Raw genomic sequence first — 17203 nt, forward strand, 5'->3', positions numbered from 1 at the left:
CTGACGGACACGACGAGAAGCGAAGGTAATTTCAAGTTTTTAAACGCACATGTACAATTTGTTGTACATGTGCGTTTTGTTTTTTATCTTTATTTAAAATTAGACAAATGGAAGTGACCACATATACAACCTTCAGGCAGCAACTTAAATTCTATCTGGATAAAGTTCGCAATGATCATAAACCCTTGGTGGTTACAAGTACCAATGCCGAGGATGTTGTAGTTATTTCCAAAGCTGATTATGAAAGCATGGAAGAAACATTTTACTTGCTTAAGAGTCCGGCAAATTCTGCCCGGTTGATGAAAAGTATCGAGGATTTGGAAAATGGTTTAGGTACCGAAAGAAAACTGATTGAAGAGTGAGAATTGTTTTTTCCGATCAGGCCTGGGAAGATTATCTATACTGGCAGACTACCGATAAATCTATTTTAAGAAAGATAAATGCTTTAGTAAAAGAAATAGAAAGAACTCCATTTAAAGGTTCTGGCAAACCAGAACCTTTAAAACATAATTTGGCAGCTTTCCGGTCTCGGCGGATAAATTTAGAACACCGTCTTGTATACAAAATTGACAACGGATCAATTCATATACATCAATGCCGCTATCACTACTAAAACATCAACAAATAACTCACATGTTTCAGCGTTTGCCTTAACTTCTCTAACGCAATGCTCACCTGGCGTTCAACCGTTTTGGGCGAAAGGTTGAGCTTACTGGCAATTTCCTTATACTTCATGTCGCTAAAGCGGCTCAATACAAAAATTTCGCGGCATTTTTCGGGGAGGGTGTTTATGGCTGCTTTTATCTGGTGGGCCAGCTCTTTTTCTTCGTACCCGTTTTCAACAGCGCTGCGTACTTCATCAAGCAGGTTGTTTTTTTGCAGGTAATCAACGTAAAGGTTTTCTATTTTTTGGTGCTTCAAATAATTGAGGCTACGGTTTTGCGCCATTTTATACAGGTATGAACTTACCGATGTTGAAAATGTAACTTCATGCCCCTTTTCCCATAAATCGGTAAATATTTCGGCAACTATCTCTTCGGCCACCGGCAAATCATTCACAAAACGATTGGCGAAAAGCGTAAGGCGGGTATAATGAAGTTTAAATAAAACTTCAAACGCGCCGGCATCCCCCTGCGTGAGTTTTGTTATTGATGTGTCGGTTTTTGAGGTAATCATTTATTCATAGGATAGGTAAAAAAGAATTACTTTTTAAAAAACTTTAACAAGTTAACGATTAAATTTTGAAAGCATCAAATTTAATATGGAAATATTGACAAATGCACTCGCGAATATTTTGCATTGTGGGTGTAATTCGCAATTAGCAGGGTTAAATTTTGTCTTTGTCCGAATTTAATAAAGAAATATTTTAGCCCCGTTTGAGGGTATGGGGTTTTCCAGTTGTCTTGCTAATAAGAACACGAATGGACAACGAAGAAATAAAACTGTTACTGGTAAAATACATAACCCGCGAAGCCGATGAAAAAGAAGTAGAGCAGGTAAAAGAATGGGTTAATGCGCACCCCGAGAATGAGCAGTACTTTGCCCAGCTATATGAAACCTGGCAAAACATGCTGTACCTGGAGCCCGATGTTATTAATGAGGAGAAAGCATTCGCCAAATTTTCGGCGGCAACTATCCCGCATGAGCCAAAATACCGCGTGCTTGCTATATGGAGTAAAGTAGCTGCAACCGTGGCCTTGTTTGGTTTGCTAACAGCTTTGCTTGTAAACCATTATTCAAAAAATGTGCAGAACACGAGGCTCGTATCTGTTAATAATGGGGGCATAAAAAAAATAGTTTTAAGCGATGGCACACTTGTTTGGCTAAATGCAGGCAGCAAGCTTAAATACAATACTGATTTTAATAAAACAAACCGGACTGTTTACCTGGAGGGTGAGGCATTTTTCGACATTGCCCCCGGCGGCAAAACTATTCCGTTTTTGGTTAACACTAAAAATTATACCATCAGGGATATCGGCACAAAATTTAACCTGAAAGCTTACGCCAACGACTCTTTTTTTGAAACCACGGTTGTAAAAGGCGAGGTAGCGGTTGAGGGTAACATAGATAACAACACCCGCGAGATGAACCGCATCTACGTTAAACCGCACCAGGTGCTCAGAATATATTATCCCAGTGCCGAAAAATACGCTGTAAAGCAGGATGATAAAGAATTGAAAAACCTTAACGAGATACAAGTATCGGAGGTTGATTCGGCAAAAATGGACCGCTACGATGGCTGGAAGGACGATTTGCTGGTATTTGATGGTAACACCCTCGGCGAGATTGCCAAAGTATTGGAGCGCAGGTATAATGTAAAAATTATTATGGACGATGCCGGGCTGCAAAACATCCGCTATTCGGGCAGTTTCAAAAGCATATCCAGTATAGATAAAGTTTTGGATCTGATAAAGGGCAATACAGCAATCAACTATTCTATTACGGGCAACACAATAAACATCACAAAAAACAATAAAAACTAATCTGTTAACCCTTTAAAAACAAAATAACTTATGGCGAAAAACTAACGCTCTCTCTTTCAAAATAAAAAACCCGGTGTGCGCTAACACTCCGGGCTTCAATAAAATCAATAGCTAATACCCTACGCTTGGGGAAGCATCGTATTAACTGATTAACAAACAAATTTATGATAAATTTTGACAGAAAATCTGTAATGGCTGCGCGCGCGTGGCAAAAAACGATTAAAATTATGAAGCTTGTAACTGTTTTACTCTTAACGGGAATAATGCAAATACACGCAGCTGCTTTTTCGCAAAACGTTTACAACTTTAATGTAAACAATATATCTGTTAAACAGATGTTTAAGCAGATTGAAAAAAACAGCAAATACACGGTTTTTTACCGGCTGGACCAGGTTAACATTGATAAAAAGATTAATGTTGAACTGCAAAACGCCAGTATTGAAACGGTAATGAAAGATGTTCTTAAAAATCAGCAACTCACCTTCCAGGTGGTTGATAACATCATTATTATTAAACCGGCCGATGGTAAAACTATAGCAACCGTTACAGTAACCGGTACCGTTACAGATGCTGCCGGGCTGCCGCTACCCGGTGTAAGCATAAAACTTAAAGGGAGCACATTAGGAACAGTAACCAATATCGACGGAAAATATAACCTTACATTGCCCGATGGTACAGGCACGCTCCTTTTTAACTTTTTGGGCTTTACACCACAGGAAGTACCCATTGCCGGCCAAACCGTAGTAAATGTAAAGCTTGTTGAAGAATCAAAAGCCCTGAACGAGGTTGTAGTCGTTGGTTATACCACTCAAAAAAAGAAAGACCTTACCGGCGCCGTAGCCGTAGTTAATGTTAAGGATTTGAATAAACAAGCATCATCATCGGTAAACAGCCAGTTACAGGGGCAGGCATCTGGCGTTACAGTAACCGGATCGGGCCAGCCGGGTGAAGAGCCCCAGGTACATATCCGGGGTTTTAACACGTTTGGCGATAATACCCCATTGTATGTGGTTGATGGTATGGAAACCTATGACGTGAGCACTATTAACCCAAATGATGTCGAGTCGTTACAGGTGTTAAAGGATGCAAGCTCCGCGTCAATATATGGCGCCAGGGCTGCAAACGGGGTTATCATCATTACCACCAAAAGGGGCAAGGGCAAAGTGAGCATTCAGTACGATGCGTATTATGGCTCGCAGGTGCCTAAAGGAGGCAACGTTTGGCATACATTAAACCCGCAGCAAGCGGCCAACTTACAGCTAATGGCCGAAAAAAATTCCGGGATTACTGATTTTACAGATCCGTTATATAACCCAACAGGGGCAAACTCCACTTTTACGTTGCCCGATTATATTACGCCTGCCGGTGCTAAAGAAGGCGATGCTTCGGTAAATCCCTCAAAATATTACGTTAACCCTAACTATACCTCGCCTGATGATTTTAATAGCTTTTATCGGATAACAAGGGCAAATAAAGCAGGTACCGATTGGTATCATGAACTATTCAAATCGGCTCCTATAACCAGCCATAATTTAACCTTAAGCGGCAGCAGCGATCAGGCAAGCTACCTGTTCTCGCTTAATTATTTTAACCAGCAGGGAACATTGATTGATACTTACCTAAAACGGTACACCCTGCGCTCAAATACCACTTTTAATATTACCAAACATATCCGTGTAGGCGAAAACCTGGCTTATTCTATCACCAAAACACCGCAGGTGGCTGCCGCTAACCATGCGCAAATAAGCGCCAATAATCCCGATGGTGTAATAGCTATGGGTTTAAGAGAGCAGACAATTATACCTGTTTATGATATAATGGGCAATTATGCCGGCACTTATGGTACAGGATTAGGCGATTCCAATAACCCTGTAGCTATACAGCAGCGCACTAAAGTAAATGGAGCCACGGCTTATCGCTTGCTTGGAAACATGTATGCCGAAGCTGATTTGTTTAAGGGCCTTACCTTGCGCACCAGTTTTGGCGGAGACATCACAAACAGTAACGACCACGCGTTTACCTACCCGACATATGAAAACGTAGAAAACTCCCAAACAAACAGTTATAACGAAAATTCGGCCAATAGCTATAGCTACAACTGGACAAACACACTTACTTATCTAAAAACCTTTGGCAAGCATAATTTGAACGTGGTTATAGGCACCGAAGCTGTTGAAACTTACGATAAAAGCCTGGGTGGTAGTATACAGGGCTTTTATAATTTTGATCCTGATTATGTTAGCCTTTCAACAGGTACAACAAACAAAAACACTTACAGCAGTAAGAGCTCAACGTCGCTGTTATCTGAATTTGCACGCCTGGATTATGTTTTTGATAATAAGTACCTGTTTAATGCTACAATCCGCCGCGATGGTTCCTCAAAATTTCCGGTAACCCAGCGTTATGGCTATTTTCCGGCTTTTAGCGCCGGCTGGCGCGTATCACAGGAGGGTTTTCTGAAAGAAGTAAAATGGCTTACAGACCTTAAAGTACGGGGCGGTTGGGGTATTATGGGTAACCAGATTAATATGGGGGCAAAAGATGCCTACACTACTTTTGGTACCAATATTGGTCAATCATATTATCCTTTGGATGGTAACTCCGCGTTGTTGCCTGGCTTTTACCAGGATCAGATAGCTAACCCCAACGCTTTGTGGGAAAAAGATATCAACTCCAACTTTGGTTTTGATGCAACCCTCCTTAACGGCAAAGTGGCTATAACGGCCGATTATTATCGTAAAGATATTAAGGACCTGTTGTATGCCGCAAGGCAGTTAGGTACTGCCGGTAATGGTAACGTGCCTGCACAAAATGTGGGCAAAATGAAAACGGATGGGCTTGATATATCTGTAACAAGCAATATAACTGTAAATAAAGACCTGAGTTTTAATGCCACAGGAACCTTAACAACCTATAATAACAAAATACTAAAAGTATCTGACGACAGGGACTATTTTGTTGGCGATGCCACAAGCCGCTTTGATAGCCCTATAACCAGGAGTGCTGTTGGTCATTCGCTGGGCGAATTTTATGGCTATCAAATAGCCGGTTTTTGGAACAACCAGGCACAGATTGACGCCGCAGATGCCAGCGCCCAAAAAGTAACCAACGACCCAAATGCTGTTTATCAATCAGATACCAAAGTGGGGCGTTTCAGGTATAAAGATGTAAACGGAGATGGTGTAATAACTGATGCCGATCGTACTTTTATCGGTAACCCCAATCCGAAATTTACTACCGGATTAAACCTGGCTGTAAACTATAAAAACTTTGATGCCAGTGTGTTTTTTTACGGCTCATTTGGCAACAAATTATGGAATAGCGTTAAATACTGGCGAGACTTTTACGCGTCATTCGGAACCGCCAAAAGTTATACCGCGCTTAATGATTCATGGACGCCAACGCATCAAAATGCAAAAGCCCCTATCCAGGAGTTGGATGCATCTACCAGCAGCGGCGCAACACCCAACTCATACTTTGTTGAAAACGGAACATACGTACGTATGCGCAATGCCCAAATTGGTTACACCTTTAAAGTCGCCGGTTTAAAAAAAGCAGGCATTCAGAAACTGCGCGTATATGTATCGGCAACTAACCTGTTCACTTTAACAGGCTATAGCGGTGTCGATCCGGAGCTGAGCGGCAACACCAAAGATTTTGGCATTGACGAAGGTAGCTATGCCAGCCCGCGCACATTCTTATTCGGAGTTAATTTTTCATTATAACAACAGCATTAAAAGTATTACAATGAAAGCAAAAAAATATTTCAGTATTATGTTGCTAAGCGTTTTTGCGCTTGGTGCGTGTAAAAAAACGTTTCTTGATAAATCAATCAACGGAGCGCTGGAGCCTAAGTTTTTACAAACCGAAGCAGGTGCAAACGAATTGCTTGTGGGCGCCTATGCGGCATTAGATGGTCAGCAGGGTGGCGATGCGGCTTTTGGTGGTGGCAGTTCATGGGAGGCGTCGCCAGATAACTGGATTTATGGCGGCGTTGCGGGCGGTGATGCTTCAAAAGGCAGTATAGCCGGCGATCAGCAACCCATCGAGCCTATCATGAAGTATAACCCCGATGCCAGCAACGGTTTTTTTGACAGCAAATGGAGGGCCGACTATGAAGGTGTTTCCCGCACAAATAATACCATTGCAATTACAAATAAGGTGCCCGGTATTACAGCTGCCGCCAAAACCAATATCATTGCACAGGCCCGGTTTTTACGTGCTCATTATTATTTCGACCTGAAAAAAATGTTTAATAATGTGCCTTACATTGACGAAACTACAACCGATATTAATCAGCCAAATACAACCGATATATGGCCAAAAATAGAAGCCGACTTTTTGTATGCCTATAACAACCTGCCCAATACGCAGGGAAATGTGGGCCGTGCCAACAAATGGGCTGCCGGTGCTTACTTAGCAAAAACATATTTGTATGAGCATAAGTACACCGAGGCAAAATCGGTTTTTGATGCCGTTATTGCGCAGGGCGTAACAGCATTGGGGCTGAAGTATGATTTGAACGAAAAATTCAACGATAATTTCAGGACCGCTACCAATAACAGTGCCGAATCGGTATTTGCCGTGCAGGCAGCCGCCAACACAGACCCTAACGGACCGTCAAACGCCAACGATGGCGATATGCTGAACTTTCCGTATGGCAATAGCAGCCCGTTTAGTTGCTGTGGCTTCTATCAGCCATCAATTGAACTGGCCAATCATTACCGTACCAACCCGGCTACCGGCCTGCCCTATTTGGATGATTATAACAGCCATGCTTTAAAAACAGATATGGGAGTAGCAGCCGGGGCCAATTTTGCGCCTGATGCCGGCACTATCGATCCGCGATTGGATTGGACGGTTGGCCGCCGCGGTATTCCATACCTTGATTGGGGTTTGCATCCTGGAGTGGATTGGATACGCGATCAGCAATACGGAGGCCCATACTCGCCAATTAAAAATGTTTATGGCCAGGCCGAGCAAAGCACCAATGGCGATAATACTTCCTGGGCACCGGGATCGGGCATTAACGTTAACCTTATCAGGTATGCCGATGTGTTGCTGATGGCTGCCGAAGCCGAAGCGCAACTGGGTAATTTTGATAAAGCTGAAAGTTATGTGAACATGGTGCGCAGCAGGGCAGCCAATACATCGGGGTGGGTGCATAAGTATAAAAATGATGATAATCCCACCGCCGGCTTTACCAATACACCCGCTGCCAATTACAAAGTTGGCACTTATCCTGCAGGAGCCTTCGCCAGCAAAGATTTTGCACTTAAAGCTATTTATTTTGAACGCAAAATTGAATTGGCTATGGAAGGCCATCGCTTTTTTGATTTGGTTAGATGGGGTATTGCCGATACCGAGCTTAATGCTTACGTAACTTACCAAAGCGCGTTCACCAATGATGTTAAAGGAGGCAAGTTTTTAAAAGGTAAAAACGAATACTACCCTATCCCGCTTACCGAAATTGATTTGAGCTCCAAGGGTGGCACCCCTGTGCTTAAACAAAATCCAGGCTATCATTAACAAGTATATTTATATCTGCCGGGGTTTTCAAATCCCGGCAGATTTTCTCAAATTGCTGCGTATTACCACCTGCTGTAAACCGGCCAACAACTATAAACCAAAATATGAACACAACATCGACACGATTTTTATCGCTGGATGTATTTAGAGGGATGACATTATGTTTTATGATCATCGTGAATACACCCGGGAGCGGAGCGGATGCCTTTGCGCCCCTCCAGCATGCGGCCTGGCATGGTTTTACCCCAACCGACCTGGTATTTCCGTCGTTTTTATTCGCGGTGGGTAATGCCATGAGTTTTTCGATGAAGCGCTATATCGAGATGGGTAATGCTGCCGTACTTACCAAGATATTTAAACGTACGCTGCTGATATTTTTAATAGGATACCTGATGTATTGGTTTCCTTTCTTCAATTTTGATAAAGGGCATTTTGAATTTTCGCCGATAAGCCATACCCGTATTATGGGGGTTTTGCAGCGTATTGCTTTATGTTACTGTTTCGCATCGCTCATGATTCATTTTTTATCAAAGCAATCGGTTATTATTTTATCAATCCTGTTCCTGATAAGTTATTGGATTATCCTGCTTGCTTTTGGCGATCCGTTAAACCCGTTAAGCATGACCGGGAATGCAGGGTATTTCCTGGATAAGCTTGTACTTGGTGCCGATCATATGTACCATGGCGAAGGAAAAGCATTTGATCCGGAAGGTATCCTGAGCACCTTACCGGCTATTGTAAACGTGGTTGTTGGTTACTACGCCGGTAAATTCATTCAGCAGAAAGGTAAAGGGTACGATGTGATATCAAAAATGCTGCTCATGGGCTGCCTGTTCATCTTTATTGCCTTGTGCTGGAATATGGTATTCCCCATTAACAAAAAGCTGTGGAGCAGCCCGTTCGTGCTGATAACCACCGGCCTCGATCTGGTGATCCTGTCGTTCCTGGTATATGCGCTGGAGATTAACGATTGGAACAAAGGCAACTGGACAAGGTTTTTTATCATTATGGGTAAAAACCCGCTGCCGCTTTATGTATTATCAGAAACTTTGGTCATCTTCTTTTACATGTTTAGCGTAAAAGGGGTTAGTTTATATAATTGGATAAATACAAACATTTACCAGGCTATAATACCCGGGGCAATTGGCTCATTGCTGTTTGCCATCAGCTATATGCTTATTTGCTGGTTGGTAGGTTACCTGCTGGATAAAAAGAAAATTTATATCCGGGTTTAAGAACCTGGATATAAACAAAAAGCGCGGCCCAATACAGCCGCGCTTTTTGTTTAATAGGAAAACTTTGTGGATAGCTATATGGCTAAATGGTAAATACGGCCAGATGCAGGTGCTGTATCGATAACTTGCCCAAGGTATTTTTTTGATACCGATTTTGGAGCAAAGCCCTGATCAACAACGGTAACATTTACCGCGCCGCTTGTTGGTTTATTAGCAGGGTTGAGCAACCTGTAGGTATCGCCCCCATAGCTGAAATTGTTATCAGTCACCTTGGTATTATCAAAATTATAAGTGGCTTTGAGGCTGCTTACTGAAAAGCCGGATGCCTGCACCTTTTTGCCGATCTGTTCGAAATTTACCAGCACCTCTTCTTTAAAGGTGATGAGATAGGTGTTACGGATCAAGTCGGTTTTAATATCGCCTACAAATGGCAATGCACGTAAAGCTTTTTCGGTTGATTTTGCGCAAAGGGCGCAGGTAAGTCCGCTAACCTGCAACTCGGCTTTGGTAAACTGAGCTTTGGCGACCGTAGCAGAAAGAGAGAACACGATAATGAATATTTTAAGCGTTTTCATACCCCAGCTTTTTTTGCAGATAACAAAAATAGATGATTAACCCGTTGATTACAAATTGTTTTTATGCTACTGTAATATCCGTAACCCCCGGCAAGGTAAGCAAAATCAAAACGCGTTCCTTCCTTCAAGGGGAAGCTTCTCTATTTCTTTTGTTGCTTATCAGCAAAAGAGAATACCTTTTGAAGCAACGGCGTAGTACGCGCGCCTAAATTCTGTCGAATATTCAGTTCCTCTTTGGCAATTTCAACAAATAAGCCAGCAATAGCTTTCTGGGTTACATAATCGGTAATGTCCGGATTTATTTTTGATACAAAAGGCACCTTGTTATAAGCCTGCGCGGCATCGGTATAATATTTTGTAGCACCAACTTTGTTTAAGCTTGCCTGTATCACGGGTTTAAACTGGCCGGCCAATTGTAAAGTAGTGGTTTTTTTGAAGTATTGAGTGGCCGCATCCTGGCTGCCAAGCAAAATGTTGGTAACATCCTGCAGGGTCATTTGCTTTATGGCACCAATAAATATGGGTTTGGCTTTTACAGCGGCATCTTCGGCGGCATGGTTAATGGAAGTTATAACGTTGTCGCAAAGGCTGCCAAGGCCTATGCTGCGAAGCGTTTTCTCGGCTTTTTGCGCTTCGGGCGGAAAAAGTATTTTAACCTCGGCGTTCTTTAAAAAGCCATCAACAACCGATAACTTATCAGTGCTTTTGCCGGTACCTATTTCAAGGGCTTGCTTAAGGCCGTTACCTATCTCAAACGTGGTAGGTGTTCCTTGTGTACTGGTGGTTGCAGCTTGTGCAACCTGGTTTAGTGTATCGCAGCTGCTTAAGGTTATAAAAAACAGTAAAGCTGTTATAGAAAATATTCGTTTTTTCATAGTGCCTAAAATTAGCAAAAATGAAGCCAACTTATGTGTAAATTATCCCCACACTTTTAACAGAGCAAATACGCCTGCCGCAATTAAAGCAGAAATTGGAATGGTGATAATCCAGGCCCAGATAAGGTTAATGGTTACACCCCAGCGTACGGCAGATACACGTTTAGTTAAACCAACCCCAATGATAGAGCCTGTGATGGTGTGTGTAGTAGAAACCGGGATACCAAACCTTTCGGTAATAAACAGGGTGATGGCACCTGCGGTTTCGGCACTTACACCTTCCAGCGGGGTTACCTTGGTTATTTTTGAGCCCATGGTTTTAACAATTTTCCAACCGCCGCTCATAGTACCCGCCGCGATAGCTGTATAACAGGCCAAGGGGATCCATTCGGGCATAGGCGCGCCGGCGTGAATTACCTTGCCTGCAATTAAGGTTACATATAATATACCCATTACCTTTTGGGCGTCGTTACCACCGTGTGCAAAGCTTAATGCCGCTGCCGATATCAGCTGCAGCCTCTTAAACCAACGTTCGGCAGTAGCAGGCTTTGCGCGTTTACAAATGTTTAATATCAGGATGGTTACCACGTAGGCTATAAGTAAACCTATAAACGGAGCCAAAACAATATAAGCGATGATTTTAAGCACATACTGCATTTCAATAGCGTGTAGTGCATTTGCGCCCATATAAATAGCATTGGTCATCCCGGCACCCGCAAAACCGCCAATTAGCGTATGCGATGAACTTGAGGGGATACCAAACCACCAGGTAATTAAATTCCAGGATATGGCAGCCACCAGTCCGGCCAATATTACATGCAGGGTAACATAATGTTCCAATACAATTTTTGATACTGTATTGGCTACCTTATGGTCTTTTATAAAAAAGTAGGCGGCAAAGTTAAATACAGCAGCTAATAGTACAGCCTGAAAGGGGGTAAGCACTTTGGTTGATACAATGGTGGCAATTGAGTTGGCAGCATCATGAAAACCGTTAGTGTAATCAAAAACGAGTGCAAGTAAAACTATAACAACAAGTAGTGAGGTAACCATTTAGTGATGATTAGGTATGCTTAAGCGTTTTTAACTAAAATAGATTCCATAACGTTGGCTGCGTCTTCGCACATATCGGTAGCGGTTTCCAGGGCAGCAAGGATTTCTTTATATTTTATCAGGCGGATAGCGTCTTTTTCATAAAGAAACAAATCGGCCACGGCACGGTCAAAAACATAATCGGCCTGGTTTTCTACGCTGTTTATCCTGATGCATGAATCGGCAATGTTGCGCACGTTGCGCAGGTCTTTCAGCTCGCGTACTGCTTTTTCCAGGTCGATGCTTGCCTGAAGGATCAGGTCAGATAGTTTGCGGATGTGCTCGTTAAAATCGTCTATCCGGTAAAGGCTCATGCGGTTGGCAGCGCCCTGGATGTAATCGGCAACATCATCAATAGCTGTAGCTAACGCATGGATGTCCTCCCTGTCAAAAGGGGTAATAAAGTTTTTGCCCAGTTCCAGGTATATCTGGTGGGTAAATTCATCGCCTTTATTTTCAAGCTTGTCAATTTGTTTAAACAGCTCTTCGCGGGTGGTAGCGTTATTGGAGTTAACGGCCTCGACCAAAATAGTAGCCATGGCTACTACATTGTTTGCTGCCTGCTCAAATAAAGGAAAAAATATCTTTTTGTCCTTAGGTACAAAGTATTGGAAAATGCTGTTTAATGACATGATGCTTAAAATTGGTGTAAAGGTACGGTTGCTATGTTAAATTAATGTTAACTTTTTAACACTGGTATATTGGGGAAAGGTAAAGTTTGTTTTGCTCTTTGCAAAGTAAAGCCAAAAGTTGATCCCAATCCCTCGGTACTGCGCACATTAATGGTTTGCTGGTGCGCCTCAATAATGTGTTTTACAATGGCCAGGCCCAATCCGGAACCCCCAATTTGGCGCGACCGGCTTGTGTCTGTGCGGTAAAAGCGCTCAAACAGGCGTGGCAAAAACTTTTCTTCGATGCCGATGCCATCATCGGTAACTTCAACTAAAACCTGGTCGTCAAGTACAAAAAGGCTTAATGATGTGCTTCCTTCTTCTTTACCATACTTAAATGAGTTATCAATCAGGTTTACCAACACCTGTCTTATTTTTTCCCTGTCGGCATATACAATGATCCCTTCATCATATTTCTGTTTAAATATCAGCTTTATTTTATACTGCTTGCCTTTTATCTCGAGCGATTCAAAAACTTCTTTAATCAGGTCGTTAATTTTAAACTTGCTGTAATTAATTGGTATCTCGCCCGATTCCAGCTTCGAGATCTCGTCCAGGTCCTTAATCAGGTAGCTTAGCCTATCCACATTCTTGGAGGCTTTTTCCAGGAACTGCCGCGCCATCTCGCGGTCTTCCATATCGTCATCCTGCAACGCTTCAATGTATCCCTGTATGGCAAAAAGCGGGGTTTTAAACTCATGCGAGATATTGGATAAAAAATCGCGGCGGAATTTTTCCTGCTTGCGCAGGTCGTCAATCTCTGATTTTTTTTGTTTTGCCCATTCTTTTACTTCCTGCTCCACATCATCAATAGGGTTGGCGGTTACATGTTCGCCCAGGGCGTCGCGCAAATCGCGGCCAAGCTTTAAATTGTGAATGAGTTTATAAATTAGTTTAATGCGCGAGTAAATATACTTTTCTATCAGGTAGTAAAATACAAAGTAGCTTACCGCTATGGTAATGGTGAAAGTAACCATTACATCATACCATTTATGCTGAAAATAAAAGTTAACCGCCGATAGGGTAATGGCAACCCCTGTGGCTGTAATTAAAACCAGTACACGCAAATTCATAGCGTAAAGCTACGATTTATAGATTACTAAAGCCCAGCGGAATGGCCACTTCCATGTTAATTTAAAATTATCAATTTGTGCTTTTTTTAGCAATGTTAATAATTCCCGCTTTTTAAAACCCCGCTTTACCGATAGTGGCCCATCGTAGCGTACCATTTTATTACGGGTGAAAACGTTTGTAATAAAAATAACGGCATAATACAGCGCCCAATGGCGGTGCAAATCGGTAATGATTATTCCTTTTTGGGCCGATGCATACATGTTTTTAATCATTTTGATCCATTGTTCGTCGTCAAAGTGATGCGTAAACAAGCTGCTGATAATGATATCGTGCCTGCCTAAAAGGTGCGTATCGTTTATCACATCGGCCTGCACATAGCCAATGCCGGCAAATGTTTTTGATGCATTGAGCGCATAGTTTATTGCGGCCGGGGCTGCATCAATGCCGGTAAGCTTTACGGCTATCTGTTGTTGCGTTGCCCATTTAGTAATGGCAATCAGTGTATCGCCGCCACCACAGCCCCAATCGCATATAGAATATCCTTGCTTTACCGGGAAGTTTTTTAAGGCTCCTATTGCTTCCTTATGCCCGCCAAACCATGAATTTACCTTGCCCAGGCCTTCCAACACAGGGGCTATCTCACTGTCGGGCAAGTTTAGGTCGTCCATTATCTCGGCATCAAAGGCGCGGTGTTTTAAATTGGGCATGGTATCAATGCAATAACCTTATGAAAATGGTTTTCCGTGAGTTTTACTGATCAGGTACCTGGATAATGGCGGTAAGCCGTTTAACAGGCGAAGCGTAAGTGCGGTTGTGTTGTTATTGCCAAACAGGCGCTGCAATTGCCGGCCTACCCAAAGCCGTTGTGCAAACTGACGGTTCCAGGCATCAGTATAATCGGCCTCTAAAGCTACACGGTTATCTTCATAAAATTTGCCGGTTTTATAATGACTGATAATTTTTTCTGATAGGATTTTGGCCGAGTGAATAGCCATGGTCATGCCGTTACCGCATAGTGGCGCTATCATCCCGGCCGTATCGCCGCTCATTAAAATATGGTTATCAACCGGTGCTTTCTTTTCAAACGATATCTCGTTAATTACCTCGGGCTTATCCAGTAAAAATTCGGCATTGGCAAAAATATTGTCGAGATATGGGTTTTTGCGGATAACGTTTTCTTCCAATCCTTGCAGGCTGCCATATTTGCGCAGGTCATCTCGGTGCGCCATGTAGCACATGCAATACCTGTCGCCGTCGGTTTTGCTCACGCCGCAATAGCCATCTTTATAGTTATTGAGCTGGATAAGATCCTGCGGCAAATCCATTTTTATATGAAATTTTACAGCCAGGTAGGGGCTGCGTTTATAAAAAAAGGGCCGTTTTAGTTTTTGATCGAGGTTTGACCGCTTGCCGAACGAGCCGATTACCAGCGGCGCTGTTAACACTTCGCCGGGCGTAACCACCTCAAACTGATTGCCGGTGAAGCGCACATCTTCAACCCTTGTACCTGTCAAGAAATTTACGCCTTCTGTTGTCGCTTTGTGGTATAAAAAATTATCAAAGGTGTACCTGCTTAAACCAAAGCCGCCCAGATCGAGCTTTTGGGTAAATTTAACGCCCGAGGCGGCGGTAACTTCCACCCGGTTAATGCGGGCAACATTCAGCTGATCGAGGTTGATATCTAAAGTATTTAAAAACGGGATTACTTCGTTGGAGATGTACTCGCCACATACACGGTGCATGGGGTATGTTTTTTTTTCGACGAGGGTAACGTTTAAGCCGGCGCGGTTTAATAGTATCGCGTTAAATAATCCCGCAAGGCCACCGCCAACTATAATTACATCGTTCATATGCTTTAGCAAGACATTTCCAATATCATACCCTCAACCGTTAGCCCGGGCCCAAAAGCAAAACTCATGACCTTTTGATCGATCAAACTTTCGGCCTTAAGCATTTTTTGCAGCACAAACAGGATGGTGGCTGATGACATATTGCCATACTGCTGCAGGGTTTCATAGGCAAAAGCGTTGCTTTCCTCGGGTAGCTCCAGCGCTTCCTCTACCGCTTCCAGTATCTTACGGCCACCGGGGTGTACAGCATAAGCGGTTATTTCATCTGCATTAAGTTTTACCTTTTGCAAAAAGCGGCCTGTTAAAGCCTTAATGTTTTTTTTGATTTGTTTGGATACCCGCGAGGTTAACTTCATCTCGAACCCGGTATTGCCTACATACCAGCCCATATCGTCGCGGGCTTCGGTCACAAATTCCGAGTAAAAGTTTTTTAAGATGAGGTTGGTGCCAGCCCTCATGCGTTGCAAAGAGTTCTCGACCAATACTGCGGCGGCCCCGTCTGAAAACAGGGAATTGGCCACCCAGTTGTCTAATGTATTATCTTTTTGAAAATGGAGCGTGCACAACTCCACACTTACTACCAAAACCTTGGCTTCGGGGTTGGCGCGGCAAATATAATCGGCCACTTTAAGGCCGTTTATGGCGCCATAGCAACCCATAAAATTAATACAGGTACGTTCGGTATCGCGGTTAAGCTCCAGTTTCTCTACCAGTTCAATATCAATGCCGGGGGCGTGCATGCCCGTGCAGCTGATGGTAACCAAATGGGTAATTTGTTTTAAAGCATCGGCCCCGAAACCGGCAAGGCAATTTTTAACCGCATTTATGGCAATAGCTATAGCCTCGTCCTGGTAAAGTTTTAAGCGTTTGCGGGTATCCGGAAAAGGATTAAAACTTCCGGATGGATCAAAAAAAGTATAATTGGAAGGGTCGCTTTCGCCAAAATCCGGGATCACCGAGTAACGATAATCAATGCCTGAGTTATCGTAAATGCTTTTTAACCGTGCGGCGTTAGTTGCATCCAACCCAAAAGCATTCACCATAAAATGGTAAATATCCTGCTGGGCTATCCGGTTATGGGGATTTGCTATCCCGATGGCACTGATGCAACTCTCCATTAATATTAGCTTTATTTAAGTCGATAGTCTTTAGTCTGAAGTCGTAAGTCTCTTTCGGCTTCAGACTAAAGACTTAGCGACTTTATTTAGTGATCTCCGTTTCTATCGAAACATTGGCCTCATTGGATAAAATCACGTTTTTGCCACCGATGCCAAAATCCGTCCTTAAAACCTGGAAATCACCTTTAAACGTAGCATTGCTACTCGCTTCAACATACGTAAAAGGTATTTCTATCAGTTTTGTTTTGTCTCTTATAGTTACGTTAAAACTGCCCGTATAGTTGTTTCCGCTTTTATGTTTAAATGAAACTGATTTTAGAATGATCCTGGGATATTTGACTACATCAAAGTAATCTTCGCTCTTCAGGTGGTTATCGCGGCTTTCATTATCGGTATTAACCGTATTTGAGGCCACAGAAGCCTCAATTGAACTTGTTGCGAGACTGGCGGGCTTAAAATTAATATCAGCGTTGAGGCTGCCAAAAGAGCCCTCGACGTTAAACCCAAGATTTTTAATTTTAAATGTAACTGCCGATCGGGTTACTTTACTTTGCGCAAACGTGTTTGCTGCTAAAAAAAATAAAATTGCAATGGTAAATAGTTTCCTGCTCATACTGCTGCTAAGGTGATTTTCAAACATAATAATTTATCTGTAACTAATTTTTACATTAGTAAGATTAAGCAACCTGCTGCAGGTTTAA

General features: G+C 42.7%; 16 protein-coding genes. 6 read left to right on the top strand and 10 right to left on the bottom strand.

Features of this window, described 5'->3' with window-relative positions:
• Positions 1-107 precede the first annotated feature (107 nt).
• Together BMX56_RS01105 and BMX56_RS01110 are read left to right on the top strand one after the other, a co-directional pair.
• Entirely contained in the window at positions 108-362 is a 255-nt protein-coding gene (locus BMX56_RS01105) for a type II toxin-antitoxin system Phd/YefM family antitoxin (protein ID WP_090638667.1), read from the top strand.
• Positions 359-613, top strand: coding sequence for a Txe/YoeB family addiction module toxin (locus BMX56_RS01110; protein WP_090638672.1), 255 nt, complete (start codon positions 359-361; stop codon positions 611-613). Before BMX56_RS01105 ends, BMX56_RS01110 begins: the two co-directional genes overlap by 4 nt.
• Here the strand turns inward: BMX56_RS01110 and BMX56_RS01115 are convergent.
• Positions 610-1176, bottom strand: a complete 567-nt coding sequence (locus tag BMX56_RS01115) for an RNA polymerase sigma-70 factor (protein ID WP_090638676.1) — start codon at positions 1174-1176, stop codon at positions 610-612. The two genes, BMX56_RS01110 and BMX56_RS01115, sit on opposite strands and share 4 nt — an antisense overlap.
• A 245-nt stretch (positions 1177-1421) precedes the next feature.
• Between BMX56_RS01115 and BMX56_RS01120 the strand changes: the two genes are divergently transcribed.
• The 4 genes from BMX56_RS01120 to BMX56_RS01135 all read left to right on the top strand — a co-directional run bounded on the left by BMX56_RS01120 (position 1422) and on the right by BMX56_RS01135 (position 9247).
• Entirely contained in the window at positions 1422-2483 is a 1062-nt protein-coding gene (locus tag BMX56_RS01120) for a FecR family protein (RefSeq protein ID WP_090638681.1), read from the top strand.
• Positions 2484-2710: 227 nt separating this feature from the next.
• Positions 2711-6208, top strand: coding sequence for a TonB-dependent receptor (locus tag BMX56_RS01125; RefSeq protein ID WP_218152359.1), 3498 nt, complete (start codon positions 2711-2713; stop codon positions 6206-6208).
• A gap of 22 nt (positions 6209-6230) precedes the next feature.
• Positions 6231-8012, top strand: a complete 1782-nt coding sequence (locus BMX56_RS01130; protein WP_090641581.1) for a RagB/SusD family nutrient uptake outer membrane protein — start codon at positions 6231-6233, stop codon at positions 8010-8012.
• Between the two features lie 104 nt (positions 8013-8116).
• Positions 8117-9247, top strand: coding sequence for an acyltransferase family protein (locus tag BMX56_RS01135; protein WP_090638685.1), 1131 nt, complete (start codon positions 8117-8119; stop codon positions 9245-9247).
• A 74-nt stretch (positions 9248-9321) separates the two neighbouring features.
• Here the strand turns inward: BMX56_RS01135 and BMX56_RS01140 are convergent, their stop codons facing one another.
• The 9 genes from BMX56_RS01140 to BMX56_RS01180 form a co-directional block, all read right to left on the bottom strand.
• Positions 9322-9822: a heavy-metal-associated domain-containing protein gene (locus tag BMX56_RS01140; RefSeq protein WP_090638689.1), complete on the bottom strand. Its 501-nt coding sequence runs from the start codon at positions 9820-9822 to the stop codon at positions 9322-9324.
• Between the two features lie 140 nt (positions 9823-9962).
• Positions 9963-10697, bottom strand: coding sequence for a DUF4197 domain-containing protein (locus tag BMX56_RS01145; protein WP_090638694.1), 735 nt, complete (start codon positions 10695-10697; stop codon positions 9963-9965).
• 42 nt (positions 10698-10739) lie between these two features.
• A complete protein-coding gene (locus BMX56_RS01150) occupies positions 10740-11750 on the bottom strand; it encodes an inorganic phosphate transporter (RefSeq protein WP_090638699.1) in 1011 nt (336 codons plus the stop codon).
• A gap of 20 nt (positions 11751-11770) precedes the next feature.
• Positions 11771-12421, bottom strand: coding sequence for a DUF47 domain-containing protein (locus BMX56_RS01155; protein WP_090638703.1), 651 nt, complete (start codon positions 12419-12421; stop codon positions 11771-11773).
• A gap of 47 nt (positions 12422-12468) precedes the next feature.
• The gene (locus tag BMX56_RS01160; RefSeq protein WP_090638707.1) at positions 12469-13533 is read right to left on the bottom strand and encodes a sensor histidine kinase; all 1065 of its coding nucleotides are present in this window, start codon (positions 13531-13533) and stop codon (positions 12469-12471) included.
• Positions 13534-13542: 9 nt separating this feature from the next.
• On the bottom strand, positions 13543-14241 hold the full coding sequence (locus BMX56_RS01165) for a methyltransferase domain-containing protein (RefSeq protein ID WP_090638712.1): 699 nt from the start codon (positions 14239-14241) through the stop codon (positions 13543-13545).
• Between the two features lie 18 nt (positions 14242-14259).
• Entirely contained in the window at positions 14260-15384 is a 1125-nt protein-coding gene (locus BMX56_RS01170) for an NAD(P)/FAD-dependent oxidoreductase (protein ID WP_090638716.1), read from the bottom strand.
• A 5-nt stretch (positions 15385-15389) separates the two neighbouring features.
• Positions 15390-16502 (bottom strand): type III polyketide synthase, encoded by a 1113-nt coding sequence (locus tag BMX56_RS01175; protein WP_090638723.1) that lies wholly within the window; start codon positions 16500-16502, stop codon positions 15390-15392.
• Positions 16503-16584: 82 nt separating this feature from the next.
• Positions 16585-17115, bottom strand: a complete 531-nt coding sequence (locus BMX56_RS01180; protein ID WP_177183678.1) for a YceI family protein — start codon at positions 17113-17115, stop codon at positions 16585-16587.
• Between the last annotated feature and the right edge of the window lie 88 nt (positions 17116-17203).

The sequence above is a fragment of the Mucilaginibacter sp. OK283 genome, from assembly GCF_900110415.1.
Lineage (GTDB): Bacteria > Bacteroidota > Bacteroidia > Sphingobacteriales > Sphingobacteriaceae > Mucilaginibacter.

Excerpts from the sequence above, each read along its gene's own strand:
- BMX56_RS01105 (WP_090638667.1), top strand. The coding sequence starts at position 108 with ATGGAAGTGACCACATATACAACCTTCAGGCAGCAACTTAAATTCTAT.
- BMX56_RS01115 (WP_090638676.1), bottom strand. The coding sequence starts at position 1,176 with ATGATTACCTCAAAAACCGACACATCAATAACAAAACTCACGCAGGGG.
- BMX56_RS01120 (WP_090638681.1), top strand. The coding sequence starts at position 1,422 with ATGGACAACGAAGAAATAAAACTGTTACTGGTAAAATACATAACCCGC.
- BMX56_RS01125 (WP_218152359.1), top strand. The coding sequence starts at position 2,711 with ATGAAGCTTGTAACTGTTTTACTCTTAACGGGAATAATGCAAATACAC.
- BMX56_RS01130 (WP_090641581.1), top strand. The coding sequence starts at position 6,231 with ATGAAAGCAAAAAAATATTTCAGTATTATGTTGCTAAGCGTTTTTGCG.
- BMX56_RS01135 (WP_090638685.1), top strand. The coding sequence starts at position 8,117 with ATGAACACAACATCGACACGATTTTTATCGCTGGATGTATTTAGAGGG.
- BMX56_RS01140 (WP_090638689.1), bottom strand. The coding sequence starts at position 9,822 with ATGAAAACGCTTAAAATATTCATTATCGTGTTCTCTCTTTCTGCTACG.
- BMX56_RS01145 (WP_090638694.1), bottom strand. The coding sequence starts at position 10,697 with ATGAAAAAACGAATATTTTCTATAACAGCTTTACTGTTTTTTATAACC.
- BMX56_RS01150 (WP_090638699.1), bottom strand. The coding sequence starts at position 11,750 with ATGGTTACCTCACTACTTGTTGTTATAGTTTTACTTGCACTCGTTTTT.
- BMX56_RS01155 (WP_090638703.1), bottom strand. The coding sequence starts at position 12,421 with ATGTCATTAAACAGCATTTTCCAATACTTTGTACCTAAGGACAAAAAG.
- BMX56_RS01160 (WP_090638707.1), bottom strand. The coding sequence starts at position 13,533 with ATGAATTTGCGTGTACTGGTTTTAATTACAGCCACAGGGGTTGCCATT.
- BMX56_RS01165 (WP_090638712.1), bottom strand. The coding sequence starts at position 14,241 with ATGCCCAATTTAAAACACCGCGCCTTTGATGCCGAGATAATGGACGAC.
- BMX56_RS01170 (WP_090638716.1), bottom strand. The coding sequence starts at position 15,384 with ATGAACGATGTAATTATAGTTGGCGGTGGCCTTGCGGGATTATTTAAC.
- BMX56_RS01175 (WP_090638723.1), bottom strand. The coding sequence starts at position 16,502 with ATGGAGAGTTGCATCAGTGCCATCGGGATAGCAAATCCCCATAACCGG.
- BMX56_RS01180 (WP_177183678.1), bottom strand. The coding sequence starts at position 17,115 with ATGAGCAGGAAACTATTTACCATTGCAATTTTATTTTTTTTAGCAGCA.